This is a genomic window from Planctomyces sp. SH-PL62, from assembly GCF_001610895.1.
Taxonomy (GTDB): domain Bacteria; phylum Planctomycetota; class Planctomycetia; order Isosphaerales; family Isosphaeraceae; genus Paludisphaera.
This window is the reverse complement of the sequence record NZ_CP011273.1, coordinates 6,092,446-6,116,129: the sequence shown is the minus strand read 5'-3', so window position 1 is coordinate 6,116,129 and position 23,684 is coordinate 6,092,446. Positions and strand designations below refer to the sequence as shown.

Annotated in this window: 22 protein-coding genes and 2 pseudogenes; 8 read left to right on the top strand and 16 right to left on the bottom strand. The window is 70.5% G+C overall.

What is annotated here, in order from left to right; translation table 11 throughout:
- Positions 1–198: 198 nt before the first annotated feature.
- Positions 199–879: a PEP-CTERM sorting domain-containing protein gene (locus VT85_RS23935; protein WP_197490977.1), complete on the top strand. Its 681-nt coding sequence runs from the start codon at positions 199–201 to the stop codon at positions 877–879.
- A 61-nt stretch (positions 880–940) separates the two neighbouring features.
- Here the strand turns inward: VT85_RS23935 and hemL are convergent, their stop codons facing one another.
- The 9 genes and pseudogenes from hemL to VT85_RS23890 all read right to left on the bottom strand — a co-directional run bounded on the left by hemL (position 941) and on the right by VT85_RS23890 (position 11,418).
- Positions 941–2,278, bottom strand: a complete 1,338-nt coding sequence (gene hemL, locus VT85_RS23930) for a glutamate-1-semialdehyde 2,1-aminomutase (RefSeq protein ID WP_068420599.1) — start codon at positions 2,276–2,278, stop codon at positions 941–943.
- Between the two features lie 10 nt (positions 2,279–2,288).
- Complete coding sequence (hemB, locus tag VT85_RS23925; RefSeq protein ID WP_068420597.1) at positions 2,289–3,293, bottom strand: porphobilinogen synthase; 1,005 nt, start codon at positions 3,291–3,293, stop codon at positions 2,289–2,291.
- Between the two features lie 157 nt (positions 3,294–3,450).
- Positions 3,451–6,153, bottom strand: a complete 2,703-nt coding sequence (locus VT85_RS29435; protein ID WP_068420595.1) for a ribonuclease E/G — start codon at positions 6,151–6,153, stop codon at positions 3,451–3,453.
- Between the two features lie 349 nt (positions 6,154–6,502).
- Positions 6,503–6,766: pseudogene (locus tag VT85_RS30120) on the bottom strand (S1 RNA-binding domain-containing protein); the annotation flags it as partial.
- Between the two features lie 166 nt (positions 6,767–6,932).
- Positions 6,933–7,610 (bottom strand): TIGR03936 family radical SAM-associated protein, encoded by a 678-nt coding sequence (locus VT85_RS23910; RefSeq protein ID WP_068420591.1) that lies wholly within the window; start codon positions 7,608–7,610, stop codon positions 6,933–6,935.
- 305 nt (positions 7,611–7,915) lie between these two features.
- The gene (ptsP, locus tag VT85_RS23905) at positions 7,916–9,688 is read right to left on the bottom strand and encodes a phosphoenolpyruvate--protein phosphotransferase (protein ID WP_068420589.1); all 1,773 of its coding nucleotides are present in this window, start codon (positions 9,686–9,688) and stop codon (positions 7,916–7,918) included.
- A gap of 163 nt (positions 9,689–9,851) precedes the next feature.
- A complete protein-coding gene (locus tag VT85_RS23900; RefSeq protein ID WP_068422579.1) occupies positions 9,852–10,184 on the bottom strand; it encodes an HPr family phosphocarrier protein in 333 nt (110 codons plus the stop codon).
- Positions 10,185–10,371: 187 nt separating this feature from the next.
- On the bottom strand, positions 10,372–10,842 hold the full coding sequence (locus VT85_RS23895; protein ID WP_068422576.1) for a PTS sugar transporter subunit IIA: 471 nt from the start codon (positions 10,840–10,842) through the stop codon (positions 10,372–10,374).
- 234 nt (positions 10,843–11,076) lie between these two features.
- Positions 11,077–11,418 (bottom strand): HPF/RaiA family ribosome-associated protein, encoded by a 342-nt coding sequence (locus VT85_RS23890; RefSeq protein WP_068420586.1) that lies wholly within the window; start codon positions 11,416–11,418, stop codon positions 11,077–11,079.
- Positions 11,419–11,602: 184 nt separating this feature from the next.
- Between VT85_RS23890 and VT85_RS23885 the strand changes: the two are divergent.
- Both VT85_RS23885 and VT85_RS29720 read left to right on the top strand, forming a co-directional pair.
- Positions 11,603–12,766, top strand: a pseudogene (locus VT85_RS23885) (L-lactate permease); the annotation flags it as partial.
- A 101-nt stretch (positions 12,767–12,867) separates the two neighbouring features.
- The gene (locus VT85_RS29720; protein WP_315850932.1) at positions 12,868–13,347 is read left to right on the top strand and encodes an L-lactate permease; all 480 of its coding nucleotides are present in this window, start codon (positions 12,868–12,870) and stop codon (positions 13,345–13,347) included.
- Between the two features lie 39 nt (positions 13,348–13,386).
- Here the strand turns inward: VT85_RS29720 and VT85_RS23880 are convergent, their stop codons facing one another.
- Positions 13,387–13,917: an Hsp20/alpha crystallin family protein gene (locus VT85_RS23880; protein ID WP_082858852.1), complete on the bottom strand. Its 531-nt coding sequence runs from the start codon at positions 13,915–13,917 to the stop codon at positions 13,387–13,389.
- 482 nt (positions 13,918–14,399) lie between these two features.
- Complete coding sequence (locus tag VT85_RS23875; protein ID WP_156513060.1) at positions 14,400–14,675, bottom strand: hypothetical protein; 276 nt, start codon at positions 14,673–14,675, stop codon at positions 14,400–14,402.
- A gap of 379 nt (positions 14,676–15,054) precedes the next feature.
- On the opposite strand from VT85_RS23875, the gene VT85_RS23870 reads away from it, so the two are divergent.
- The 3 genes from VT85_RS23870 (at position 15,055) to VT85_RS23860 (ending at position 17,864) form a co-directional block, all read left to right on the top strand.
- On the top strand, positions 15,055–15,540 hold the full coding sequence (locus tag VT85_RS23870) for a metallophosphoesterase (RefSeq protein WP_068420581.1): 486 nt from the start codon (positions 15,055–15,057) through the stop codon (positions 15,538–15,540).
- Positions 15,541–16,099: 559 nt separating this feature from the next.
- The gene (locus tag VT85_RS23865) at positions 16,100–16,585 is read left to right on the top strand and encodes a carboxymuconolactone decarboxylase family protein (protein WP_068422574.1); all 486 of its coding nucleotides are present in this window, start codon (positions 16,100–16,102) and stop codon (positions 16,583–16,585) included.
- Between the two features lie 502 nt (positions 16,586–17,087).
- On the top strand, positions 17,088–17,864 hold the full coding sequence (locus tag VT85_RS23860; RefSeq protein WP_068420579.1) for a hypothetical protein: 777 nt from the start codon (positions 17,088–17,090) through the stop codon (positions 17,862–17,864).
- 108 nt (positions 17,865–17,972) lie between these two features.
- Here VT85_RS23860 and VT85_RS23855 read toward each other — a convergent pair whose 3' ends face one another.
- The 4 genes from VT85_RS23855 to VT85_RS23840 form a co-directional block, all read right to left on the bottom strand.
- A complete protein-coding gene (locus VT85_RS23855; protein WP_068420577.1) occupies positions 17,973–18,170 on the bottom strand; it encodes a hypothetical protein in 198 nt (65 codons plus the stop codon).
- A 103-nt stretch (positions 18,171–18,273) separates the two neighbouring features.
- Positions 18,274–19,293, bottom strand: coding sequence for a DUF1559 domain-containing protein (locus VT85_RS23850; RefSeq protein WP_082858851.1), 1,020 nt, complete (start codon positions 19,291–19,293; stop codon positions 18,274–18,276).
- A 497-nt stretch (positions 19,294–19,790) separates the two neighbouring features.
- A complete protein-coding gene (locus VT85_RS23845; protein WP_068420575.1) occupies positions 19,791–20,000 on the bottom strand; it encodes a hypothetical protein in 210 nt (69 codons plus the stop codon).
- Positions 20,001–20,058: 58 nt separating this feature from the next.
- Positions 20,059–21,072 (bottom strand): DUF1559 domain-containing protein, encoded by a 1,014-nt coding sequence (locus tag VT85_RS23840; RefSeq protein ID WP_068420573.1) that lies wholly within the window; start codon positions 21,070–21,072, stop codon positions 20,059–20,061.
- Between the two features lie 519 nt (positions 21,073–21,591).
- On the opposite strand from VT85_RS23840, the gene VT85_RS23835 reads away from it, so the two are divergent.
- The gene (locus VT85_RS23835) at positions 21,592–22,314 is read left to right on the top strand and encodes a tetratricopeptide repeat protein (protein WP_068420572.1); all 723 of its coding nucleotides are present in this window, start codon (positions 21,592–21,594) and stop codon (positions 22,312–22,314) included.
- Positions 22,315–22,569: 255 nt separating this feature from the next.
- Here the strand turns inward: VT85_RS23835 and VT85_RS23830 are convergent, their stop codons facing one another.
- Complete coding sequence (locus VT85_RS23830; protein ID WP_068420569.1) at positions 22,570–23,040, bottom strand: Rrf2 family transcriptional regulator; 471 nt, start codon at positions 23,038–23,040, stop codon at positions 22,570–22,572.
- A 170-nt stretch (positions 23,041–23,210) separates the two neighbouring features.
- Between VT85_RS23830 and VT85_RS23825 the strand changes: the two genes are divergently transcribed.
- Positions 23,211–23,660, top strand: coding sequence for a group III truncated hemoglobin (locus VT85_RS23825; protein ID WP_197490975.1), 450 nt, complete (start codon positions 23,211–23,213; stop codon positions 23,658–23,660).
- Positions 23,661–23,684: the final 24 nt, after the last annotated feature.

Sequence of the window (23,684 nt, the reverse complement as noted above, 5' to 3'; positions counted from 1 at the left end):
CCAAATGAACGAAATAAGGATGGTGAAGTCGGACGAATCTGAATCAAGCGGGACGAAATGCGCGAAAAACGTATTGAATCGGCCGGGCTCGCCATTGCAGCCACCCCTTCATGACGCTAGCCTCGATCGGCCGCGAGTCGACCACCGACGCCGGCGGACCACATCGGGCCACACGTCTCGAACGAAGGAGTGATGACGATGCGACGATATCTGCCACTCTGCGCGGCCGCCTTCCTGGCGCTCCCGACGGTCGCCCTGGGCGAGATGACGACGTTCACCCGCCGGGTCGTCGCCGACTTCGAGTTCTCCCTGGTGGCGGGGGGGCCGTTCAATCCGGGTCCCGTCGACACCCCCTTCATCCCCTTCCAGGCGATCGGCGACCTGACGTTCGAGCTGGATCCGGCGATCAACGATCCCTCGGCGCCGACCACGGTCGCCTTCGTGAACGCGACGGGGGTGTTGCAGGGGACCAAGCCGACCGACTTCGGCCCGTTCACGATCAGCCCGAACGTCGCGTTCCTCGGCGGCGAACTGACCAACATCGTCCGCGACGCCTCGGGCGAGGTGACGTCGGCCGACGTGCGGGACCTCCTGATGGAGTGGGAGCTGGTCGGCCCGGCGTTCGGGAGGCTCTACGGCAAGGCCGGGTTGAACTTCGACGCCGACGGCGTGACGATCCCGTTCGCCTACGGGACGATCCTCTCCGGCCCTCTCCCATTCGACGTGTTCGCCGACGACGGCGACGGCGACACGAGCAACGACGTCCTCGTCGCCATCGGCCGCAACCGGACCCTGCGCGTCGTCCCCGAGCCGCACTCCGTCGCGCTGCTCGCCCTGGGAGCCGTCGGCCTGCTCGCCGCCGTCCGCCGGCGGGCCTGACCGCGTCGGCGTCCTTCCCCTCCGCGCCGGGGGAAGGACGACGAGGCGCGGATGCGGGGGGTCAGGCGACGGCGGCGGCCAGGGATTCGCGGGCCGCGGCGATGGTGTGGTCGACGTCGGCTTCGGAGTGGGCGGCGGAGACGAAGGCGGCTTCGAACTGGCTGCAGGGGAGGTAGACGCCCCGGGCGAGCATCTCCCAGAAGAAGCGGGCGAAGAGGGCCGTGTCCGACCGCCTGGCGTCGTCGTAGTCGTGGACCGGGCCGTCGTGGAAGAAGAGGGTGAGCATGCTCCCGACGCGCTGGACGACGTGCGGGACGCCGGCCTCGCGGGCGGCTTGTTCGAGGCCGTCGGCGAGCCTCGCGGAGAGGGCTTCGAGGCGGTCGTAGACGCCGGGCTCGCGCAGGAGCCGCAGCGTGGCCAGGCCGGCGGCCATCGCCAGCGGGTTGCCGGAAAGGGTCCCCGCCTGGTAGATCGCCCCGGAGGGGGAGACGCGGGACATGATCTCCTTCGACCCGCCGTAGGCCGCCGCGGGGAGTCCGCCGCCGATGATCTTGCCCAGCGCGGTGAGGTCGGGCGTGACGCCGAAGAGTTCCTGGGCGCCGCCGTGGGAGACCCGGAAGCCGGTCATGACCTCGTCGAAGATCAGCAGCGTCCCATGCTTCGTGGTCAGCTCGCGGAGCTTCTCCAGGTAGCCGGGCCGGGGCGGGACGAGGCCCATGTTGCCGGCGATCGGCTCCAGCAGGACCGCCGCGACCTGGCCGGGGTTGGCCTCCAGGAGCCGTTCGACGGCCTCGGCGTCGTTGAACGGGGAGAGCAAGGTGTCGGCCGTCGCGCCGGCGGTGACGCCGGGGCTGTCGGGGTGGCCGAGGGTGGTCGCGGCCGAGCCGGCCTGGACCAGCAGGCAGTCGGCGTGGCCGTGGTAGCAGCCGGCCATCTTGACGAGCTTGTCGCGCCCGGTGAAGCCCCGCGCCAGGCGGATCGCGGACATCGTCGCCTCGGTCCCCGAGGAGACGAATCGGCACATTTCGATGGAGGGGACGGCGGCGACGACGGCCTCGGCGATCTCGGCCTCGCGCTCCGTCGGCGCGCCGAAGCTGGAGCCCAGCTCGAGCGCCCCGGCGACCGCCGCCTTCACCGCCGGGTGGACGTGGCCGACGATCATCGGGCCCCACGAGCCGATGTAGTCGATGTAGCGGTGGCCGTCGACGTCGAAGAGGTAGGAGCCCTCGGCCCTGGCCATGAAGGGGGGCTCGCCGCCGACGCCGCCGAAGGCCCGCGCGGGGCTGTTCACGCCGCCGGGGATCACCTTGCGCGCGCGGGCGAAGGCCGCCGAGCTCTTCGGGAGCTGGTAGTCGGGGCGGGAGAGGGCGGGGGTCGTCGGGGTGCTGGGGGTGCTCATGATCGGGCGCTCAACCTTGCTGGAGCCATCGGGCGACGTCAGGGGCGTGATACGTGAGGATCATGTCGATCCCGGCGCGCTTGAAGCCGGTGAGGGTCTCCAGGACGATCCGCCGCTCGTCGATCCAGCCGCGCTCGGCGGCGGCCTTGATCATGGCGTACTCGCCCGAGACGTTGTAAGCGGCCAGGGGGACGCCGAACGCGTCCTTGAGGCGGCGGGCGACGTCCAGGTAGGCCAGCGCGGGCTTGACCATGATGACGTCGGCGCCTTCGGCCAGGTCGATGGCGGCCTCGCGGACCGCCTCGTCGCCGTTGGCCGGGTCCATCTGATAGCCCCGGCGGTCGCCGAAGCTCGGGGCGCTCTCGGCCGCGTCGCGGAACGGGCCGTAGTAGGCGCTGGCGAACTTCGACGCGTACGACATGATCGGGACGTGCGCGAACCCCGAGGCGTCGAGCCCGCCGCGGATGGCCCGGACCATGCCGTCCATCATGCCGGACGGGGCGATGACGTCGGCCCCGGCCTTCGCGTGGCTCACGGCCTGCTCGGCCAAAAGCGGCAGCGTGGCGTCGTTGTCGACGTCCATCCGGCCGGCGACCTCGACCAGCGGGCCGCAATGGCCGTGATCGGTGTACTCGCAGAAGCAGAGGTCGGTGATCGTCAGCAGTTCGGGCGAGCGCTTCTTGATGAGGCGGATCGCCTGCTGGACGAGCCCGTCGTCCCGGAGCGCGGCGGAGCCTAGGGCGTCCTTGCGCTCGGGGATTCCGAACAGCATCACGCCGGGGATCTTCAGCTCGACGACCTCGTCGATCAGTTCGCCCAGGCGGTCGAGCGACCATTGCCGCTGGCCGGGCATCGAGGGGATCTCGCGGCTGAGGTTCGTCCCGTGATAGACGAACAGGGGGTAGATCAGGTCGTCCCGGGTCAGGACGTTCTCGCGGACGAGGTCGCGGAGCCGGGGGTGGCCGCGGAGCCGTCGGGGGCGGTGGGTGGGGAAGCCGGCGGTGGGATCGAACATGGGGGCGATCCTCGGTGGGAGTCTTTCCGGGTGCGAATCCAAACGGCCTCCCCCCCTGGCGAAACGAGGCGAGGGGGGAAGGCCGTGGGGTTTGGGATCGCCCCCCTCGCGCCGGGGCGCGAGGGGGGGATGGGGTGGTGTGGCGGGGTCGCCGGGCTCAGTGGCCGCGGCGGTGGTGATGGCCGTGGGCGGGGGCCGGGAAGAGCCGGATCTCGCCGCTGTTGGCGTCGTGGCACTCGATGTGGAGGTGCTCGGCGCCGACGCCTTCCTTGAAGTGGATCGAGACGCACAGGCCGGTCTCGGCTTCGATGCGGGCGATCACCTTCCGCTTGCGGTTGTTGAGATAGGTCGCCACGGCCGGGGCCACGGTGACCTGGATCCGCCGCACGTCCTCGCGATGCGAGGCCAGGGCGATGATCCGCATGACGTCGATGGCCATGCTCTCGGCCGACTTGACGACGCCGGCGCCGCCGCAGTTCGGGCAGTCCTCGTAGACCGACCGCTTGAGGCTGGGCCGGATCCGCTGGCGGGTCATCTCGATGAGGCCGAAGGCGCTCATGCGGAGGACCTTGGTGCGGGCCCGGTCGCGCTTGATGGCCTCGCGGAGGGCGCGCTCGACGCCCCGGCGGTGCCGCTCCTCGCGCATGTCGATGAAGTCGTTGACGATGACGCCGCCGAGGTCGCGGAGCCGGAGCTGGCGGGCGATCTCCTTGGCGGCCCGCAGGTTCATCTCGTAGGCCGTGCGCTCGGCGTCGTCCTCGACCCGGAAGTTGCCCGAGTTGACGTCGATCGCCACGAGGGCCTCGGTCTGGTCGATGACGATCGAGCCCCCTTCCGGCAGCGGCACGTGCCGGCGCTGGATCTTGGCGATCTCGTCCTCGATGCCGTACTTGTGGAACAGGGGGATCTTCTCGTCGTAGAGCTTGACCCGGTTGGCGAACCGGGGCATGACCACGCGGAGGAACTCCTGGGCGCGCTCGAAGGCGGCCGGCTCGTCGATCCAGATGGTGTCGATCTCGGAGGTGAACACGTCCCGGATGGTCCGGGTGATCATGTCCGATTCCTGGTAGATCGGCGCCGGGCTCTTGGCCTTCTTGATGCGGCGGAGGATGACCTTCCAGAGCCGCAGCAGGTAGGCCAGGTCGCGGGCCAGCTCGCGCTTGGTGCGCTCCAGGCCGGCGGTGCGGACGATGAAGCCGAGCCCCTTGGGCGGGTTCAGCTCGTGCATGATCTCGCGGAGCTTGCGGCGCTGGCCCTCGTCGACGATCTTGCGGGAGACGCCGACGCGGTTGAGGCCGGGCATCAGCACCAGGTAGCGGCCGGGGATGCTGATGTAGGTGGAGAGGGTCGGCCCCTTGGTGCCGATGCTCTCCTTGATGACCTGGACCAGGACCTCGTCGCCGCGGCGGAAGATCTCCTGGATCGGCGGCTTGACCTGGCCGCGACCGCGGGGGGAGCGGCCGCCCTCGGCCTTGTCGCCGCGGCGGGGGCGGGCCTCGATCGGCCCGCGGAGGCCCATCTCGCGCTCCAGCTCCTCGATCTCCTCGATCTCCTTGCGGATCTCCTGCTCGAGCTCGGGGTCGATCTCTTCCTCGACGGCGGCCCGGACGGGCTCGTCGTGGTCGTGATCGTGGAGGTCGTCGGCGTCGCCGATCAGGTCGTCGAGATCCTCGACGTCCTCGTCCTCGAGGTGGTCGGGGACGCCTCGGCCGCGGCCGTAGGCCGGGGCGGGCTCGCGGAACGAGACGATCTCGTCGAGGTCCCCTTCGGCGAGGTCGTCGGCTTCCAGATCCGACTCGCCCGTCGCCGAGGCTTCCAGGGATTCCGGCCGCTCGCGGTCGCGGCGGCGTCCCCGGCGGCGGCGGCGGCGGCGGTCGCGACCTTCGGGACGGCCCGCGGCGGCCTCGCCCTCGGAGTCCGCCTCACCTTCGACGTCCGAGTCGACGTCGATGAGATCGTCGTCGACCCCCGCGCCGAAGCCGCGAAGGTCGTCGTCCTCGACGGGCTCATAGGCGCGCTCGCCGGGGCCCGGACGGTCGCCGAAGTCGAAGTCGGTCGCCCGCAGCCGCTCGCGACGGGGGACGTAGCCGGGCTCGCCGGCGCGGTCGTGGGCCCGGTGTCGGCTTCGCTCCGCTTCGGTCTCGGCGGCGGCGGGACGTTCGGCCGCGGCGGGACGTTCGGCGGCGGCGGGACGACTGGGACGATCCCGCTCGCGTTCCCGCTCGGGCTCGGGGGCGCGCTCGGCGGCGGGGCGGTAGGAGGGGATTTCGGGTTCGACGGCCTGCCGGGCCGCCCTGCGCGGGGGCTCGGCGGGGGTGGGAGGCGTGACGTGCGTGATCTCGCGAGGGCGGTCGGGCTCGGGCCGGTCGCCGCCCCGGGAGCGGATGGCGGCGCGGCCGCCGCGACGGCGCGGGGGCTCCTCGGAGTCGACGTCCGGGAACTCCTCGACCGGGGCCGCGGCCTCGAACTCGGAGGGCTCGGCGGCCTCTTCGTCCACGGGCTGGGCCGGACGCGTGCGTCCCCGGCCGCGGCCTCGACGCGGCTCGCGCTCGCGGCGGGCGGACGGGGAGGCGTCGGACTCGGTCTCGCCTTCGGGCTCGACGTCGCCGCCGAACTCTCGGGGCGCCGGGGCCTCGGGCTCGCCGAAGAGGGAGCGGGGGCGGCCTCGCTCGTCGCGAGGGAAGCCGAAGTCGGACCCGGCCTCGCGCTCGCGTTCGCGTCCCGCCGGGGGCGGGGGCGGCGTCGGGGCCGGCTCGCGGCGGCGGGCGGTGCGGCTGGGGGGGAGGTCGGGGTCGAACGGTTCGGGTTCCTCGCGGCGGGTCCGATCCCAGCGGGACTCGGTCGCCTCGACGTCCTCCACGTCGCGCTCGCGGCCGTACTCGACGGACTTGGACCAGGAGGTCGGGCCGGCCTCGCGGGGGCGGCCGGGGCCTCGGCCCTCGTCGTCGCGGAACTCGGGCTCGCGGGGGGGCTCGGGCGGCGGCGGGGGGCGAACCCGCGCGCGTCGTCGAGTCCCTCGCCGAAGCTCCGGGGCTGCTCGGAGCGGTCGCGACGGCCCTTGATCGAGAGGTCGGGCCGTTCGCGGGCGGGGCGATCGCGGCGGGGCTCGCGATCCCGGCGGGGCTCGCGGCCCCGGTCTCGGTCGCGGGCGCGGGGCCGGCCCCGCCGCCGTTGCCGCCGTCCGCGGAGGGGCCGGCGGGGGGCTCGGGCTCGTCCCCTTCGGCGCCGGGGCGGTCGTAATACTGGGCCTCGACGTCGGAGACGTGGAGGAAGCCGTTGCGGCCGACCGAGAAGTCGACGAACGCGGCCTGGATGGCCGGTTCGAGGTTGACGATCTTGCCTTTATAGATGTTGCCGGTGTAACTCTCGTGGCTGGTGCGCTCGACGTAGAGTTCTTCCAGGACGCCGTTCTCGATGATGGCGATCCGGCACTCCTCCGGCTGGAGGACGTTGATCAGCATTTCTTTCTTCATGCGCTGTCTTCCGGGTGATCGCGGTTAGCGGGGATTGTATCGTTCGTCCGGGCCTCGGCGGCCCGGCGGTTGGGGGTCGACCCGGGGCTTCGCGGCCGGAGGGCCTGGCGAAGCGGGGCGGCCCCGTCTCGGCTCGATGCGATTCGATGCGATTCGTTTCGGTCGTTCAGGTGAGCTCGGTCGGGCTCGGCTCGACTCGGCCGGCCAGTTCCACGTGGGTGCGCGTCAGGAAGGCGCCGCCGTCGAGGAGGTCGCGGACGCCGAGGCATTCGAGGACTTCCTCGGGGCGCGCCGAGCCTTCGGGCGAGGCCTTCAAACGGGCGAGAAAGGTCCCTTCGTCGTTCAGGCGGGCGTCGAGCAGGAGCGGTCGGAGGTCGAATTCGACGTCGCGCTTCCGGTCCGGTCGACGCCGGGTCACGATGCGGCTGTCGCTCTCCAGCAGGGATTCGAGGGCGGTCGCCAGGCCTTCCCGGCGATCTTCGGGGATCGGCAGTTCATACTCGACCCAGGCGGGCCGAGGGGGGGGCGAGTGGGGCTCCATCGCCTCGGCTTCCAGCCATTCGAGGCCCGGGGGCGAGGTCGAGGCCAGGCGGGCCGGCAAGTCGTCGAGCTCGATCGGTTCGCTCAGCTCGACGTCCACGACCTCGCGGAGCCCGGCGATCCCCAGGCCCATCGCCAGGGCGAAGGTGATCTTGGGGCGGGGCGAGAAGCCCTGGGTGGCGGCCACCGGGATCGCCGCCCGCCGCATCAGCCGCTCGAAGCAGCGCATGAGGTCGTGGTGGCTGGTCAGGCGGAGGTCGCCGCGCTTGGCGAATCGGAGGCGGACCTTGACGGCTTGGCTCATAAAGATGCGGCGGCTTCGGTCGATCGGTCGATCCACGTTCACGAGGCTCGGCGTCCCGGAGCGGTGCGGTCGCGGCCCGGACGGATCCGGGGCCGGGGGAGAGGTTCATTCCGCTCGACGGGTCGGGGCTCGGGGCCCTGGGGGCGTCGGGGGCTTGAACGCGGGGCGTCTGGTCGCGGGGGGCGTCGTGAGGCGTCTCGGCTCGGGTCGATCTCGTTCGGGTTTCGGCTTCGGGGTCAGTATCACCGGCGGGCGGCCCCGGCTCCGCGTCGCGCGGCCGGGGGCCCGGGGGAACCCGGGGGACGTCAGGGGGTCGCTTCGATCGCGGGTCGGTCTCGGTCCTCGGATCCGGTCGGTTCCGGCTCGGCCGCGTCGGCCGGCTTCAGGGCGGACTTCAGCAGGTCGAGGACCTCGCCGGCGGTGTCGAGTTCGAGGGCGCGGGCGGCGACGGCCCGCGCGTGGTCGGCTCGGATGCCGCGGATCAGGCGACGGACCTCCGGCAGCTGGTGCGGCGGCATGCTCAGCTCGCGCACCCCCAGCCCCAGGAGGAAGAGGGTGTAGAGCAACTCGCCCCCCATCGAGCCGCAGACCCCGCAGGGGATGCCCCTGGCGGCGGCGGCCTCGACCACCTTGGCGATCAGGCGGAGGACCGCCGGGTCGGCGGCGTTGTAGAGGTGGGCGACGGTCTCGTTGGTGCGATCGACGGCCAGGGTGTACTGGATCAGGTCGTTGGTCCCGATCGAGAAGAAGTCCACCTCCTTTGCGAAACGGTCGGCCATGAGGGCGGACGCCGGCACCTCCACCATGATCCCCAGCAGCAGGCCCTCGCGGAGCGACCGGCCCTCGGCGCGGAGTTCGGCGGCGACTTCGCCCAGCAGGTCGCGGGCGCGGCGAAGCTCGTCGAGCGTGGTGACCAGGGGGAGGAGGATCCGCAGGTCCCCCAGCGCCGAGGCGCGGAGCAGGGCCCGGAGCTGGGTGCGGAACAGTTCCGGACGCCGCAGCGAGAAGCGGAGGCTGCGCAGGCCCAGGGCGGGATTGGACTCGGCCCCGAGGCCGCCGACGCTGGCGGCCAGCTTGTCGGCGCCCAGGTCGAGGGTCCGGATCACGACCGGCCGGCCCTGGAGCGAGCGGACGACCTCCGCGTAGGCTTCGTACTGCTCCTCCTCGGTGGGGGCGGCGGCGGAGCGCAGGTAGAGGAACTCGGTGCGGTACAAGCCGATCCCGGCGGCGCCCCACTTCCGGCAGGCGGTCGCCTCCTCGACGAACTCGATGTTCCCCCAGAGGGCGATCTCGACGCCGTCGAGGGTCACGGCCGGGAGGCTCGACTCCTCCGAGAAGGTGCGGTAGCGGGCCGACCGGGCCTCGGCCGCGGCGCGGTAGCGGGCCAGCGTGGCGGGGGAGGGGTCGAGCACGACCAGCCCTTCCTCGCCGTCGAGGACCGCCTGGCGGGCCGAGCGGGCGTGGACGAGCACGGCCCCCATCCCGGCGACGGCGGGGATCTCCAGGGCCGCCGCGACGATCGCGGTGTGGCTGGCCCGGCCCCCGGACTCGGTGGCGAATCCCAGGACCCGGCGGGGGTCGAGCTGGGCCGCGTCGCTGGGCGTCAGGTCGTGGGCCAGGACCACGGAGGGGGTCGCCAGGTCGTCCAGGAACGAGCCCGGCCTCAGGCCGACGAGCTGGCCGACGATCCGGGCCTCGATGTCCCGGACGTCGGCGGCCCGCGCCGCGAGGTGCGAGTCGCTGAGGCGTTCGAGCCGGTCGGCGTGGCCTTCGAGGACCTCGATGACGGCGTGCTCGGCCGAGATCCGGTGCTGCTCGATCCGGGCGCGGGCGTCGGCCCGGAGCTGGGGGTCCTCGATCATGGCCGCGTGGGCGGCGAGGATCTCGGCGTATTGCGGGCCCAGGCGCTGGCGGGCCTCGGCCTCGGCCTGCGCGCCCTCGGCGGCGGCGGCGGCGAGCGCCTGCTCGAGCCGCGCGACCTCGCCGGGGACGGCCTCGGGGGCGATCTTGCGCGGCGGGAGCCGCATCCCCTGGGGGTCCAGCACCACCACCGGCCCGATGGCGATCCCGGGGCTCACGCCGATCCCCTGGAAGACCTGCTCCGGGGCGGGGTCGTGGGGGGCCGGCGTCGGCGGGGGGCGGGCCGCGGCCGGGGCGGTTCGCCGGAGGACGCCGGCTCGGGCGAGGGCCCTCGCGACGGCCCGCCGTCTCCGCGCCAGGATGTGCCGTCGATCCCCAAGGTCATCGGGGCGGCTCCGCGTCCGCCGGCGCGCCGAGGGGCTCGCCGTCGTCGTCCTCGTAGAACCGGGCTTCCGCCAGGGCGGCCAGGGCGGCCACGGCTTCCTCGGCGTCGGGGCCGCGGGCCTCGACTTCCATCCGCGTGCCGCATTCGGCGGCCAGCGAGGTGAGGTCGAGGATGCTCTTGCCGTTGAAGCAGCCGCCGTTGTAGTGGACGCGCACGTCCGAACGATACCTCAGCGCGAGCTTCACGAACTTGTCGGCGGGCCGCAAGTGGAGCCCTAGACTGTTGAGGATCTCGATCCAGCGGCGGGCGACGGTCGTTTCGTGGATCATCAGCGGCTCGATCGGCATGCGCGCCGAAGGCGATCGGATTCCGCGGCTCCCGGCGGTGCGGCCCGCCGGCCCGAGGGCCGTACCGTCGCGGCGAGTTGTTTCGTGTCGTTCGCGGTTCGTCCCGCCGGTTGCGACGCCCCCCCGATCTGGAGGGGGCGTCGCAACCGGCGCGGGTGTCGTCAAGACGTCAGACGGCGGCCCCGTCGGCCTCTTCCAGGACCTCGACCACGTCCTGCGGCGATTTCGACTGCCGCAGGAAGCTCACGAAGCGCTCGTCCTTAAGGTGTCGGGAGATGTTCTCGAGCGCCCGCAGGTGGTCGCCGGGTTGGTTGTGGGGCGACACCAGCAGGAAGAAGATGTCGACCGGCTCGTCGTCCAGGGCCGCGAAATCGACCCCTTGGGGCGAGAGGGCCACGGTGCCGATCAGCCGCTGGAGCGTCTGATGCCGGGTGTGGGGGACCGCCACGCCCATGCCGATCCCGGTGGAGCCCAGCTCCTCGCGGTTCAGGATGGCGCGGATGACGCTCTCCACCTCGCCGTCGGGGAGCTGCCCGGCCGTATTCAGGCCGGCGACCATCTCCCGGATCGCTTCTTCCTTCGTCGTGGCCTTCAGGTCCACGATGATGCTGTCCCGGACCACGAAATCCAATAACTTCATCAGCCCCTCCATCGACGGGCCGCCAGGCCGATCGCTTCCTCTTCATCCCGGCCCCGCCCCCGCGCCCTCACGAACCATTCGAAGGGGGGGCGGTGCGTCCGGGTCCCGGCCGCCTTCGGAGTCGGCGAGGCCGAGATCCGGGGTCCGCTCTGATCGGAGCGGGAGGCGTCGGGAGTTGTTTCTACGACAGAACGCGTCTCGGGGTGGTTCCTCTCCGGTCCGGGCCCGCCTGGATCAGTCGATCTCGCCGACCGATCGCGAGGGATCCCCGCCCTGAGGGACGTCGCCCTTGTGGTTCTGCGACTTCTCTTTGAATCGCCGAAGCTGGGTCTCGATCTTGTGCAGGCACTGGTCCGCCGCCGCTTCGAGCGTCGGGCCGCTTTCGGTGGCCACGAAGTCGTTCTTATGTTCGGCGGAGACCTGAAACTCCACGTTCCAGATCGCTTTCTCTTGCGAGGTCGCGATCTCGATCGACATGAGTCGGCCGAATCTGGTCAACTTTTCCGCTTTTTCTTGCAGGCGTTGCCGCTGGGCCGGGGTCAGCTCGCCGTGTCGCGTCGAGATCTCGATTAGCACCCGTCGACTCCTTCCCAGACGCCCGGCGCGGGCCGGAGAGGGCGCGCGGTCGTAGCGACGAAACACTGGTTTCACCTTAACCTCCGGTTCGCGCCGTGGTCAAGCCTGCTCCCCTGGCAAAGGCTCGGGCGGATCGGTCGTCGGGGTTCCGGGGGGCCCTTTCGGCGGGCCTCATCATCTATTAATGTGGCGGCCGTTCCAACGCGATTCGAGGCGGGCGGCCCGGCGCCCTGGGGGTTCTCGGCCGATGTGGACACAGAATTACGACCCGATCGGGAGCTGGCCGATCTCGACGCTGCTCGCGGCCCTGCCGATCCTGACGCTGATGGGGCTGCTGGTCTCGAATCGGGTCCCGGCCTGGACGGCGGCGGCGGCGGCGTTGGCGACGGCCCTGGCGACGGCCGTCCTGGGGTTCGGGATGCCCTGGTCGATGGCGGCGGCGGCGGCCGGGACGGGGGCGGTCTTCGCGCTGATCCGGATCGTCTACCTGATCGTGGCGGCGATGTTCCTGTACGACCTGGCGGTGGCGACCGGCCGGTTCGAGTTGATGAAGGCGTCGATCGCGCGGCTCTCGCCCGACCGTCGGGTCCAGGCGGTGCTGGTGGCCTTCTCGTTCGGCAGCTTTTTGGAGGGCTGCGCGGGGTTCGGGGCCCCGGTGGCGATCGCCTCGGCGTTCCTGGCGGGGCTGGGGTTCCGGCCGCTCCAGGCCGCCGTGCTGGCCCTGGTGGCCAACACGGCGTCGGTGAGCTGGGGGAGCGTGGGCATCCCGCTGACGACCCTGGGCGCGGTCTCCGGGATGGACGTGGAGGCGCTCAGCGTGACCACGTCGAGGCTCCTGTTCCTGACGACGCTGGCGGCCCCGTTCTGGCTCTCGGCGATCGTGGCCGGGCCTCGGCGGGCGTTCGGCGCCTGGCCCCCGTTGCTGGCGGTCGGGGGGACGTATGCGACGGTCCAACTCCTCTGGGCCCGGTTCGTCGGGGTCGAGCTGGTCTCGATCGCCTCGGCCGCTGCGAGCCTGGCCGCCGGGGTGGTCGCGCTTCGGCTGTGGAAACCGCGACGACCCTGGCGATTCGAGGAGGACGACGCGGAGGGGGGCGAGGGGGAGGCCCGGCGGCTCTCGATCCGGGAGGTGGCCGCCGGCTGGTTGCCGTTCGTCCTGTTGACGATCGGGGTGATGGTCTGGGTGGCGCCGGCGGTCGAGGCGTGGGGGACTCCATCGGTCAAGGGGTGGCTGGACGCCCGCTGGTCGTGGAAGCCGCAGGTGGGGGTGCTGCATCAGAAGGTCGCGAGGGGTGAGGCGGTGACGGGCCGCGCGGTCCCGACGACGGCCGACCTGGAGACGGCGGTGCTGGACGTGAGCCCGCTCTCGGCGATCGGGACGGCGGTGTGGCTGGCGGCGGTGGTCGGCGGCCTGGCGATGGGGCGGGGCCGAGCCGGCAGGCCCGGATCATGCTGGGGACGCTGCGACGGATGCGGACGGCGGCGCTCGCCATCCTTTGCATGCTGGCCCTGGGGTACGTCACGCGGTACTCGGGGATGGACGCCGTGCTGGGCCTGGCGTTCACTCGCGCGGGACGCGAACTCTACCCGGTGTTCGGGACGCTGCTGGGCTGGTTGGGGACGGCGCTGACGGGTTCGATCACGTCTAGCAACGTCCTGTTCGGCAACCTCCAGCGGATCACGGCGACGCATCTCGATCTGTCGCCGATCTTGATGGGGGCCGCGAATTCGTCGGGCGGGGCGATGGGGAAGATGATCGCGGCGGCGTCGATCGTGGTGGCCGCGGCCGCGACGGGAGAGGTGGGTCGCGAGGGCGTGGTCCTGCGAGCCGCGTTCCGGCACAGCCTGGCGATGGTCGCCTGCGTGGCGGCCGTGGTCTGGCTGGTCGCTCGGTTCGCCCCCGCCCTCGCGGCCGTCCCGGCGGGATGAACGCCGGGGCGGCCGGGGGCCGGGATCAGCCCTTGGGGATCAGCCCTTGACGGTGATCCGCTTGGGCTGGCACTCGGCCGGCTTGGGGAGGGTGACGGTCAGGACGCCGTTGTGGTAGTCGGCCTCGACGCGGGAGGCGTCGATCCCCGAGGGGAGCGGCACCGACCGGTAGAGTTCGCGTCGGCTCCATTCTCGGACGTCCCCTTCCATCTTGGGCTCGGTCTTGTGGAAGGCCCGGAGCATGAGATGGTCGTGCTTGACCTGGACGTCGAAGTCGTCGGTCTCGAAGCCGGGGGCCTCGGCGCGGACGATCAGGGCGTCGTCTTTTTCCAGGAGTTCGAGCCCCCAGCGATCATTCGCCGTCGGGGCCTCGAACAGGACGGGCCAGCCGCCGAAGGTCTGCTCGAAGAGCCGGTCGAGCTCCTCGCGCATCCGGCGGATCGGTTCCCACCCCGCGGGGGCGGACGCGTCCGGACGCCTGGTCACGGGCGTGGCGGCCTGGGGGGCGGGCTTGGTCGCCGAACTGGTCTCGGTCTTCGGCTTCTCCATGATTCCGTGTTGCGTAGCCATTGGAACCTCCTGACATCACGGGATGTCGAAGGGCGAGGGAAACCCCGGCCGGTTCGGCACGGAGCCCTCGTCGATCCTATGGGCCTGGACGCCGCTCGTCGCGAGGGCGTCTTGTCCCATCGAAATAGACTTATGCAGATCGCGCGCCGATCCGTTCGAGGTCGCGGCGCGGCCTGATTCGGCCTCGGAGGTTCGGCCGGGGGGGGAGCGAGGCGTCGGGGGGCTGATCGCGCGGCGATCCGGGTGGTCGCGCGACGATCATCCGGGAGGGGGGCTCGCGGCGGTCGGCCTGGAACGAGCAACGGCCGAGGCGGTGGGCCTCGGCCGTTGGTTGGGGGGATTTCCTGAGGTCCGTGGGGATTTCGCTCGACCGGCGAGGGCCTTTGGAGCTTCAGGCGGAAGCCAGCGGCTCGCCGGTGGGACGGTGCGGTGGGGCCTTCGGGAAAGCCAGGACGTCCTGGCCCGACCGCTCCGTTCCAGCGTCAGCTTCGGCCTCGGTTTTCCCAGTCCGACGACTCGGTGCAGCGGCCGTACCCGGCGTCGGGGGCCTCGGCGCTGCGGACGGCGGACTCGGGGGCCTCGGCGGGCGAGGCGGCGTACTCGGTCGGCTCGACCTCGGCCGGCTTGCCGACCACGTGGGTCAAGGGGGCCGTCTCGGCGATCGGCTCCGGGACGACGGCCGGCGTCGGGGCCTCGGCCTCGCGAGTCATCGTCTTCTTGATGGTCTTGTTGGCGCGCATCTTCATTCCAGTCGACATGGGACACCTCCCCGCGCGGCGCGGGAAAACCCTGGGGATGGTGGACTCGACGCAAATCAGGGACCGACAGGTCCCGCGACGGGTTCACGCCCCCCGCGGCCGCTCGTTCCGCCGAGCGAACCGCGCACCCACCGACGCGACGGGTGCGGAGTCGACGCCTCTCGTTGTTTCGAGAGGTCTATTGACTCTAATCTAACTGTAGTCGTCGCTGAAAAAATCCGCCAGCCCAGCGACGTGGAATTCCCCGGAAATCTCTTGTTTCGGGGGTTCTCCGCCGCCACCATGCAGGCTCGGCGGAGGGCGGGCCCGGTCGTCGGCCGGATCGGGCCGGCCCGGGCGGGATGGGGGCCTGGCCGGGGCGGGTGGGGACGAGCGGTCCATGCGTATCGGCATCCTTTCGGACACCCATGATCAGGTCGCGCGGACGAGGTCGGCGGTCGCCACCCTCCTCACCGCCGGGGCCGAGGCCTTGATCCATTGCGGCGACCTGACCACGCCGGAGGTGGCCCTCGAATGCGTCGGCGCCCCGGCGTTCCTGGTCTTCGGCAACTGCGACTACGACGTCGACGCCCTGCGCCGGGCCATCCGTCAGGCCGGCGCGACCTGCCTGGAGTGGGGGGGGCTGATCGAGCTGGGAGGCCGCCGGATCGCCGTCACCCACGGCGACTCGCGGCAGGAGGTCCAGCGTCTGACCGCCGAGGCCCCCGACTACTTCTTCTCCGGCCACACCCACGTCCGTCGCGACGAGCGGCAAGGCCCCACCCGATTCATCAACCCCGGCGCCCTCTACCGCGCCCAGACCTTCACCGTCGGCCTCCTCGACCTCGACGCCGACGTCTACGAATCGCTGACGATCCCGCGCTGAGGCGTCGGCTTCGATTGGGTTCGTCGGCGCGGCTTCGGCAGGCAGGATTATCACGGTATCATTCTGTCGGATAAAGGTTTGCGGGTTGGCAGAAATTGGCTTCGTTCGGCGTTTTCGATCGCGATTCCGAAGCGATTCGCCGCCTGGTCTCGATCGCCGCAGCTTCGGAGCGGCTCGGGGCGCACGGCCCCCTGCTGAGACCATGGCGCGCTTTCGGCGGATGGAGATTCGGGGAGACTCCTCACCGAACTCCACCGAGTTCCGGCGGAATCCTTTCGGAGGACCCGTGGCACTCCGATCGCTCTCTCCCGATCCCCTCGAACTGGTGGCGTTAAGTGAGGGGTGTCGATTCGGGGGCCCGATTTCGGGACTTCGCGAGCGGTCGTCACAGAATCGGCGCGCGTGGCGTCCTTGTCGCGGAATCGCGACGGAGGTGGACGACATGGGCGAGAGGGTGGAGACGCGCCCGGAAGGTCGCCATCCTCGCCGTGGACGCCGATCTGAATCCCGACGAGCCGGACCTCCGGCCCGCCCCCACTTTCCCTGGAGACGCATGATCATGGAAGCCCGCCTGGACTATGCCAAGCTCGCCCCCGAGCCGATCAGGGGCCTCTACGCCATCGGCGGCCATCTCGCGGCCTGCGGCCTGGAGTCGTCGTTGCTGGAGTTGGTGAAGACCCGCGCCTCGCAGATCAACGGCTGCGCCTTCTGCCTGGACATGCACACCCAGGACGCCCGGGCCCACGGCGAGACCGAGCAGCGGCTCTACGCCCTGAGCGCCTGGCGCGAGACCCCGTTCTACACCGACCGCGAGCGCGCCGCGCTGGCCTGGACCGAGGCCGTGACCCGCGTCTCCGAAGGGGTTTCCGACGAGGTCTATGAGGAGACCCGTCGTCATTTCAACGAGAAGGAACTGGCCGACCTCACCTGGGCCGTGGTCCTCATCAACTCCTGGAACCGCCTGGCCATCTCCTTCCGCGTCCCGCCGGGGACCTACAAGCCGAGCCGGAAGGCGGCGATGCAGGCCCACGCCTCGGGCGACTGAGAACCGAGGTCGTCTGGTCGTAAGGCGGGCTGGAACGGTCTTCCCCGCTCGCGGGGGAAGGGCGTGATGACGAGGAGGACGAGCACATGGAGCCGTCGGAATTCGCAGTCCGGCCGCTTGAAACGCCGACGGCTTCCATGCGATGAAAGTCTTCCCCCCTCGCGGGGGAAGACAGACCCCGCAGGAGTCAGATGAGGGGGAAGACCAGCACGAGAACCGTCGGAGCTCACGATCCGGCCGACCATAACGCCGACGGTCTTGCTGCTCGTCCCCCCCTCATCCGGCCCTTCGGGCCACCTTCCCGCGCGAGGGCGAAGGGCTTTATGGTCCGGACTCGGATTCCGACGGCCTCGTGCTCGTTGCACCCTCGTCACTCCCGCGGCGAGGGGTGGAGGGGTTCGTTTGATCGGTCGGCCTCGAGATCGGGTCGGCCTGGCGGCGGGGTTGCGGCGATTATCCTGCCCCGGGCCGATCCCTCTTCCTTGTAATCGGGGGCTGATTCATGCTTGCGATGCTGGCGATTTGGGCCGTGGCCGCGATCCAGGAACCACCGCGAGCGAAGACGCCCCCTTCGCGGGAGGAGCTGGCCGCGATCACCGCGCGGGGGCGAGACCTCGCCGGGTATGACGCGGCGGCCTGGCATGCGTCGGACGCCCTCCAGGCGAAGGGGCCGAAGGAGGGGACGGTCGGCCGCTACATCGCCCGCAAGACGGACAAGGGGTGGACGGTCGCTTTCGGCCGGCTCGACGAGTCGGGCGAATCGTTCCTCGTGGCCTATGAGGCGACGCAGGGGGACAAGCCCGACGTGTTCGTCGTGGAGGAGAAGTCGCCGGCGACGAAGGACGTGGATTTCTTCCTGAGGGCGGCCCGGGCGATCGACGTCGCCCACAAGGACTTCGCCGACGACGACCATGAGCGCCGGCCGTATAACGTCGCGGTGCTCCCGGCCGACGAGGGGCGCTGGTGGGTGTACGTGGTCCCCGCTCCGACGCGGGCCGGCGTCGGGTCGCTGGGGGGCGAAGTCCGCTACCTCGTCACGGCCGACGGCTCGACGATCGCGGCCGAACGGCGGCTTCACAACGCGGTCAGCATCGGCAAGCCGGAGGGGGTGCACTCCCACGTCCTCGACGAGACGCCCGAGGACACCGACGTCTTCCACGTCCTCACCCGTCGCCCTTCGACCCCGGAGCTGATCGTCGGCCGCGACTTCGTCTTCCAGATCGACGTCGACGGCGCCGCCCGGTTTCTCGGCAAGGCGGAGGACTTCCTGAACAAGTGAGGTCGGCCGACGGCGGGCGGCGGAAAAACGTAGACGCCCCGCGGGCGGATGGCCGCGGGGCGTCTACGTCGTCGATCGACGCCGGGTCCGGCGCGAAGGGCGGTTCGATTACTGGGCTTTCTTGGAGGTCTTGGCGGCGCCGCCGCGTTCGCGCTGCAGGATGTCCTGCTGCTTCTGCTGGATGGCCGGGAAATCCTCGGCCTTCATCGGCGGGGGCTCGGGCTCGCCGCCGCAGCCGACGACGAAGGCTCCCAGGGAGACGACGGCGGCCAGGCCCAGGGTGGCGAGGACGGGAGGCTTCTTCAAGGGACGAACTCCTGACGGAAAGGGCTTGGAAGGATCTGGAGGCCCGGCCGCCGCGGCATGGTATGGCGCAGGGCGGGCCTCCGGGGTCGAGGTTCGGGCCGACTCAGTAGGAATCCGCCGAGATGACCTCGCCGCCGATCCGGGTGCTGAGACCCATCCAGACCTGCTGATTGACCGAGTCCTTGAACGCCTTGACGCTGCCGTCGCAGAGGGCCGCGTTGACCACGCCCGGGTGGTACGACGAGGCGGGCTTCATGATGTACCACCACGACTGGTCGTCCATCGTGGCGCAGATCTTGTTGGGCGTGAGGATGGTGTTGAACCAGCTCCGCCAGATGCTGCCTTCGACCCAGGGGTAGCCCTTGTACCGCCAGCCGCCGGCCCAGGCGATGGGGCCGCGAGCCCAGTCGATGGCGTTGGCGGCGGCCGTCGCCTGGTCGACGGTCGAGGTGCGGGTCAGGCCCCGGACCTCGTAGCAGTCGGAGACGCGGGTCCGGCCGGCCGAGGAGACGAGCGGGCCGGCGGCCACTTCGGCGACCAGCAGGGTGTTGCTCGTGCCGTCGTTGATCTTGGCGAGCGAGATCTCGGCGCGGGAGAACGGCTGCAACGCGGGGTCGCCGTCGTTCATGACCCGGCCGAAGACGCCGTCCCAGCTCTGGGTGCGGGGCCACCAGGTGCCGCTGTTCCAGGCGTAGTTGGCCGCCCAGGTGTCGTAGCCGTCGCTGGCGCGGTCGCTGTAGACTTCGGAGGGGCAGCTGTAGGTCGCGACCCGTCCCCGGAGGGCGGTGAAGTTCTCGGCGAAGGTCCAGAGGCCGCCGCCGTTGTTGATGCCCGTGTTGAAGGCGGAGAACAGGGCCTGCTGCTCCATGTGGGGCAGGATCGAGAGGTGCGGCGACAGGCCGCCGTAATTCTCGCCCGGGGGCAGCAGGTTCCAGGTGTCGTGGTAGTTGTGGACGCCCAGGCCGATCTGCTTCAGGTTGTTGACGCACTGGGAGCGTCGGGCCGCCTCGCGGGCCGACTGGACGGCCGGGAGGAGCAGGGCGATGAGGACCGCGATGATGGCGATGACGACGAGCAGCTCGATCAGGGTGAAGCCCTGTCGACGACGAATCGGGGTGGACATGAGACGATCGCTCCACGAAGGGGCGCGCCCGGGATCGACGGAAGACCACGAAAAAACATGGTTATGCACACGACTGCATGTTCTTGGCGTCGATGGTCCGGCGCCCGCCCCGGGGGACGACGTCGGCCGCGCGATCGAATGCGGCGCGGGCCTCGACGTCGACGAGACGAGATGCCAAGGCAGGGGAATTCAGGGTGGAAGTCGGCCGGGCGTCTGGAGAGGACTTTCGACCATCAGAACTTGCGTCCGCCGACGTCGGAGTCGATGTGACGCAATCCGTGCCCGGCGTCGGGCGGTCGAGCCGCCTGCGGAAAAGCGGAACGACCACCTTAAGAGTTTAAGATACTCTCGGACGGGCGTGGCGTCAACCGTTCGAGTCGACGAAAAAGGTGGGATCGGTCGGTCGCGTCGAAATGTGTTGATGGGGGCGTGGAGGCGTGCGGGGGCGAGGGAGGGGGCCGCCGCCGCGCGGGGGCGCGGCGGCGGTCGTCTTCGATTCAGGACTTTTTGGCGCCGGACTTTCCGGCCTTGGGGCCGTATTCCTTCTGGATGATCTCCTGCTGCTTCTTCTGGAGGGCTTCGAGATCGTCGGCCTGGATCGGCGGGGGCTCGGCCTCGCCGCCGCAGCCGGGGACCAGCGGCGCGAGGAGCAGGGCGGTCGCCAGGGCCAGCATCGCCGCGGAGGCGGAGGCGGAACGATTCTTCAAGGGGGAGTCTCCTCTCGCGAAAGGGGATCGAGGATGCGGGGCGTCGCCGCCCGGTCGATCAGTAGGAGTCGGACGAGAGGACCTCGCTGCCGGCGCGGGTGCTCAGGCCCATCCAGACGGCCTGGCTGACCGAACTCTTGAACGCCTTGACGCTGCCGTCGCAGAGGGCCGCGTTGACCACGCCGGGGTGGTACGACGAGGCGGGTTTCATGATGTACCACCACGACTGGTCGTCCATCGTGAGGCAGGTCTGGTTGGGGGTGCGGATGGTGTTGAACCAGCTCCGCCACATGCTCCCCTCGACCCAGGGATAGCCCTTGTACCGCCAGCCGCCGGCCCAGGGGATCGGACCTTGGGCCCAGTCGACGGCGTTGGCGGCGGCCGTCGCCTGCGCGACGGTGGAGGTGCGGGTCAGGCCCCGGACCTCGTAGCAGTCGGAGACCCGGGTCCGCGCCGCGCCCGCGTTCAACGGGCCGTTGGCGACCTCGGCGCAGAGCAGGGTGTTGCTGGAGCCGTCGGGGATCGAGGCGAACGTGATGTTGGTCCGCGAGAACGGCTGCACGGCGCCGTCGTCGTCGTAGGTCCGGCCGAAGACGCCGTCCCAGCTCTGGGTGCGGGGCCACCACGTGCCGGCGTTCCAGGCGTAGTTCACCGCATACGTATTCCAACCGTCGCTGGAACGGTCGGTGTAGACCTCGGACGGGCAGTTGTATCCGGCCACCCGGGCACGCAGCACGGTCGTGTTCTCGGCGAGCGTCCAGAGCCAACGGTTGTCGATGCCCGAATTGAACGAGGCGTACAACGCCTGCTGCTCCACGTACGGCAGCATCGCCACGTTCACCGCGATGGCGCCGTAGCCCTCGCCCGGAGGGAACACCCCCCAGGTGTCGTGGTAGTTGTGCAGCCCCAGCCCGATCTGCTTCAGGTTGTTGACGCACTGGGCCCGTCGCGCCGCCTCCCGCGCCGACTGCACGGCCGGGAGCAGAAGCGCGATGAGGACGGCGATGATCGCGATCACCACCAGCAGCTCGATCAGCGTGAAGGCCGATCGATCTCGAGACGTTCGGCGCATGACGAATCACTCCACTTGACGAGGACGAGTGACGTGACGAGAAAACGGCGTGCGGAAACGTTTGGGAATGGACGGGAGAGGAGCCGGGCCGGGTCGACGGCCCATGTCCTGCGGTGCAGCCCAATTATAACACGGTCGGCGCGCGGCTTATCAAGGACTTTCCTCGACGCCCGAAGATTTTGTCGGTCGTCTGTAAACTCTTTTTAAAACCAAAGATGCGCCGAATTCGCGCGGTCGTCCGGACGGGGTCGGCGTCGAAATTCCGAGACCGTATTTATTAGGCCGATGGAATTAGGTGAAGACGCGTGGATGTAAAACATCGTTGATGCGTGGGCGTGTGGGACGCTCGGGCTCGTGAGGATTTTCGACCCTTTTTCAACGGCCGGGAAGGTGCCTGCGCCTTGACAAGCCCACCCGGCGCCGAGGATGATAAGATCTCATATTGAGACTGAATCTCAATTGCAATGCCCGCGGCGGCGGGATCGGGATGGGGAAATCGTGACCAGGGGGACGTCAGCCATGAGCCAGGGCGGGGAGATCCTGAAGCGTTGCTTCGAGCTGGCGGGGGCCGGGGAGATGGACGAGGCCGGCGATCTGGCGGAGCAGGCGCTGGCGAGGGAGGGGGAGAACGGTCTGCTCTGGCGGTTCGTGGGGCTCTTGCGGCATCGCGCCGGGGACTTTTCGGGGGCTCGCGACGCGTTGGAGACGGCGCAGGCGCTGGTCCCGTTCGATCCGTCGACGAGTTGCATCCTGGCCGAGACCCTGGCGAGGACGGGCCATCCCGGCCCGGCGCTGGCGGTGTATCAGGCGTTGGCGGAGGACGACCGATGCCCGGAGCGGCTGATGCCGGCTATCGCCGCCGGCCTGGGCTACCTGGGCGAGTACGGCCCGGCCCTGGACGTCTGCCTGGAGCTGATCCGCCGCCTTCCCGAGCACGCCGAGGCCCATTTCGGCGCGGCGTTCTACGTGCGGCGTCTGGGACGTCCCGCCGAGGCCGCCCTGCCGTTCGTCGCGAGGGCGTGCGAGTTGGCCCCGGATGTGGCCCTGTACCGGATCTCGCTCGCCACGCTCCTCGATCACGCGGGACGTCGCGAGGAGGCGTACGACCTGCTTCGGGGCATCGACCTCGACGGCGTGTCGTGCCGCTGTTGCCTGCGCCGGATGACCACCATCTTCCTCGCCGCCGGCGATTCCGCCCGCGGCGCCGTCTGCCGTCGCAAGGTGGGCGACGAGCCCTGCTGACCGCTCCGCGCCCGAGCCGCCCCCCTCCGGCGAAGAGGCGACCCCGCGTCCTCACGTCCTCGCCCGCGTCGACGGGCGGCCGTTTCCCGAATGCGACGAAGTCCTGGAAGCCGAGGGCGACGCGCGTGAAGGCCGTCGCAGCCTCGCGTCGTCCGCGACGAGGGGCCCCCTCGTCCGGCCCTCCGGACCACCTTCCCCCATCAGGTGTGAAGGAATGCTTGCGCAGGCATGATGTGTTTCGTCCGGTCCCGACGCTCAGTCTGCGTCGGGCTTCGGCTCGGGCTTGCGAGCCAGGGCGAGGTCGAGGAGGGGGATCAGCTCGTCCTTGCGGGTCAGGAACTGGTCGAGCGTGTATTCGTCGAGGACGGCGAGGAACGCGTCGCGCGCCCGATGCAGGGCCCCCTTGAGGCCGCATGCGGGGGCGATGGGGCAGGTGTTGGACTCGGGACGGAAGCATTCCACGATGTCGAAATGGGGCTCGGTGCTGCGGATCAGCCAGCCGATGTTGATCGCCGAGGGCTGCATGGCCAGGCGCATCCCTCCGCCGCGGCCGCGTTGGGCCGTCACCACCCCCAGCTCCGTCAACGTCTGGGCCACCCGCACCAGATGATGCCGGGAGATCCCGTAGGCGCGGCTGATCTCCTCGACCGACGCCAATCGGTCGCCGCGACTCCCCAGGTACAGTACCGCTCTCATGGCGTAGTCCGAGAACTGCGTCAAGTGCATGGTCGACCGTCGCTCCTTCGTCTCCAGTCCGGGCTCGCGCCCCAGCGCCCGATTGACACGGCCCCGCCGGCTCAATAATATGCATGTCGAATGCAGATTAAAAGGCTCGGCCGGCACGTTCGCGACGAGTGCGAGGCGATCGGGGCGGCCTGAGCGGGGAGGGCGAGGTCGTGACGACATCATACACACCAGGTCTGTACGCGCGAGCGGCGGGGCCGGGTTCGGAGCCGGTCGCCGGGGTGACGGAGGCTCGGATCCGCGAGTTGGTGGGCGAATTCTACCGTCGGGCGCAGGAAGACGTTGTTTTAGGCCCGATCTTCGCCGAGCATATCGACGACTGGGACCGGCATCTGGGTCGGATGGTGGACTTCTGGTCGGCGGTGATGCGCGGGACCGGTCGCTACCAGGGCCGGCCGGTGCAGGTCCATCAGGGGATCGACGGGCTGACCGGCGGGCATTTCGACCGCTGGGTGACGCTTTTCGAGGCCACGACCCGCGACGTCTGCTCCCCCGCCGAGGCCGAGGCGTTCCTTGAGCGTGCCCGTCGGATGCGCGAGGCGATGACGAGGTCGCTGGGGCTGGTCGGGCCGAAGGCTCGGCTCGATTCCGAGCGGAGCTGAGCTGGGCAGGGCTGAGGATTCACG

What these genes read in the sequence shown, in the direction of transcription:
- VT85_RS23935 (WP_197490977.1), top strand. Translation starts at nt 199, where the DNA reads ATGCGACGATATCTGCCACTCTGCGCGGCCGCCTTCCTGGCGCTCCCG.
- hemL (WP_068420599.1), bottom strand. Translation starts at nt 2,278, where the DNA reads ATGAGCACCCCCAGCACCCCGACGACCCCCGCCCTCTCCCGCCCCGAC.
- hemB (WP_068420597.1), bottom strand. Translation starts at nt 3,293, where the DNA reads ATGTTCGATCCCACCGCCGGCTTCCCCACCCACCGCCCCCGACGGCTC.
- VT85_RS23910 (WP_068420591.1), bottom strand. Translation starts at nt 7,610, where the DNA reads ATGAGCCAAGCCGTCAAGGTCCGCCTCCGATTCGCCAAGCGCGGCGAC.
- VT85_RS23900 (WP_068422579.1), bottom strand. Translation starts at nt 10,184, where the DNA reads ATGATCCACGAAACGACCGTCGCCCGCCGCTGGATCGAGATCCTCAAC.
- VT85_RS23895 (WP_068422576.1), bottom strand. Translation starts at nt 10,842, where the DNA reads ATGAAGTTATTGGATTTCGTGGTCCGGGACAGCATCATCGTGGACCTG.
- VT85_RS29720 (WP_315850932.1), top strand. Translation starts at nt 12,868, where the DNA reads ATGCTGGGGACGCTGCGACGGATGCGGACGGCGGCGCTCGCCATCCTT.
- VT85_RS23880 (WP_082858852.1), bottom strand. Translation starts at nt 13,917, where the DNA reads ATGGCTACGCAACACGGAATCATGGAGAAGCCGAAGACCGAGACCAGT.
- VT85_RS23875 (WP_156513060.1), bottom strand. Translation starts at nt 14,675, where the DNA reads ATGTCGACTGGAATGAAGATGCGCGCCAACAAGACCATCAAGAAGACG.
- VT85_RS23870 (WP_068420581.1), top strand. Translation starts at nt 15,055, where the DNA reads ATGCGTATCGGCATCCTTTCGGACACCCATGATCAGGTCGCGCGGACG.
- VT85_RS23865 (WP_068422574.1), top strand. Translation starts at nt 16,100, where the DNA reads ATGGAAGCCCGCCTGGACTATGCCAAGCTCGCCCCCGAGCCGATCAGG.
- VT85_RS23860 (WP_068420579.1), top strand. Translation starts at nt 17,088, where the DNA reads ATGCTTGCGATGCTGGCGATTTGGGCCGTGGCCGCGATCCAGGAACCA.
- VT85_RS23850 (WP_082858851.1), bottom strand. Translation starts at nt 19,293, where the DNA reads ATGTCCACCCCGATTCGTCGTCGACAGGGCTTCACCCTGATCGAGCTG.
- VT85_RS23840 (WP_068420573.1), bottom strand. Translation starts at nt 21,072, where the DNA reads ATGCGCCGAACGTCTCGAGATCGATCGGCCTTCACGCTGATCGAGCTG.
- VT85_RS23835 (WP_068420572.1), top strand. Translation starts at nt 21,592, where the DNA reads ATGAGCCAGGGCGGGGAGATCCTGAAGCGTTGCTTCGAGCTGGCGGGG.
- VT85_RS23830 (WP_068420569.1), bottom strand. Translation starts at nt 23,040, where the DNA reads ATGCACTTGACGCAGTTCTCGGACTACGCCATGAGAGCGGTACTGTAC.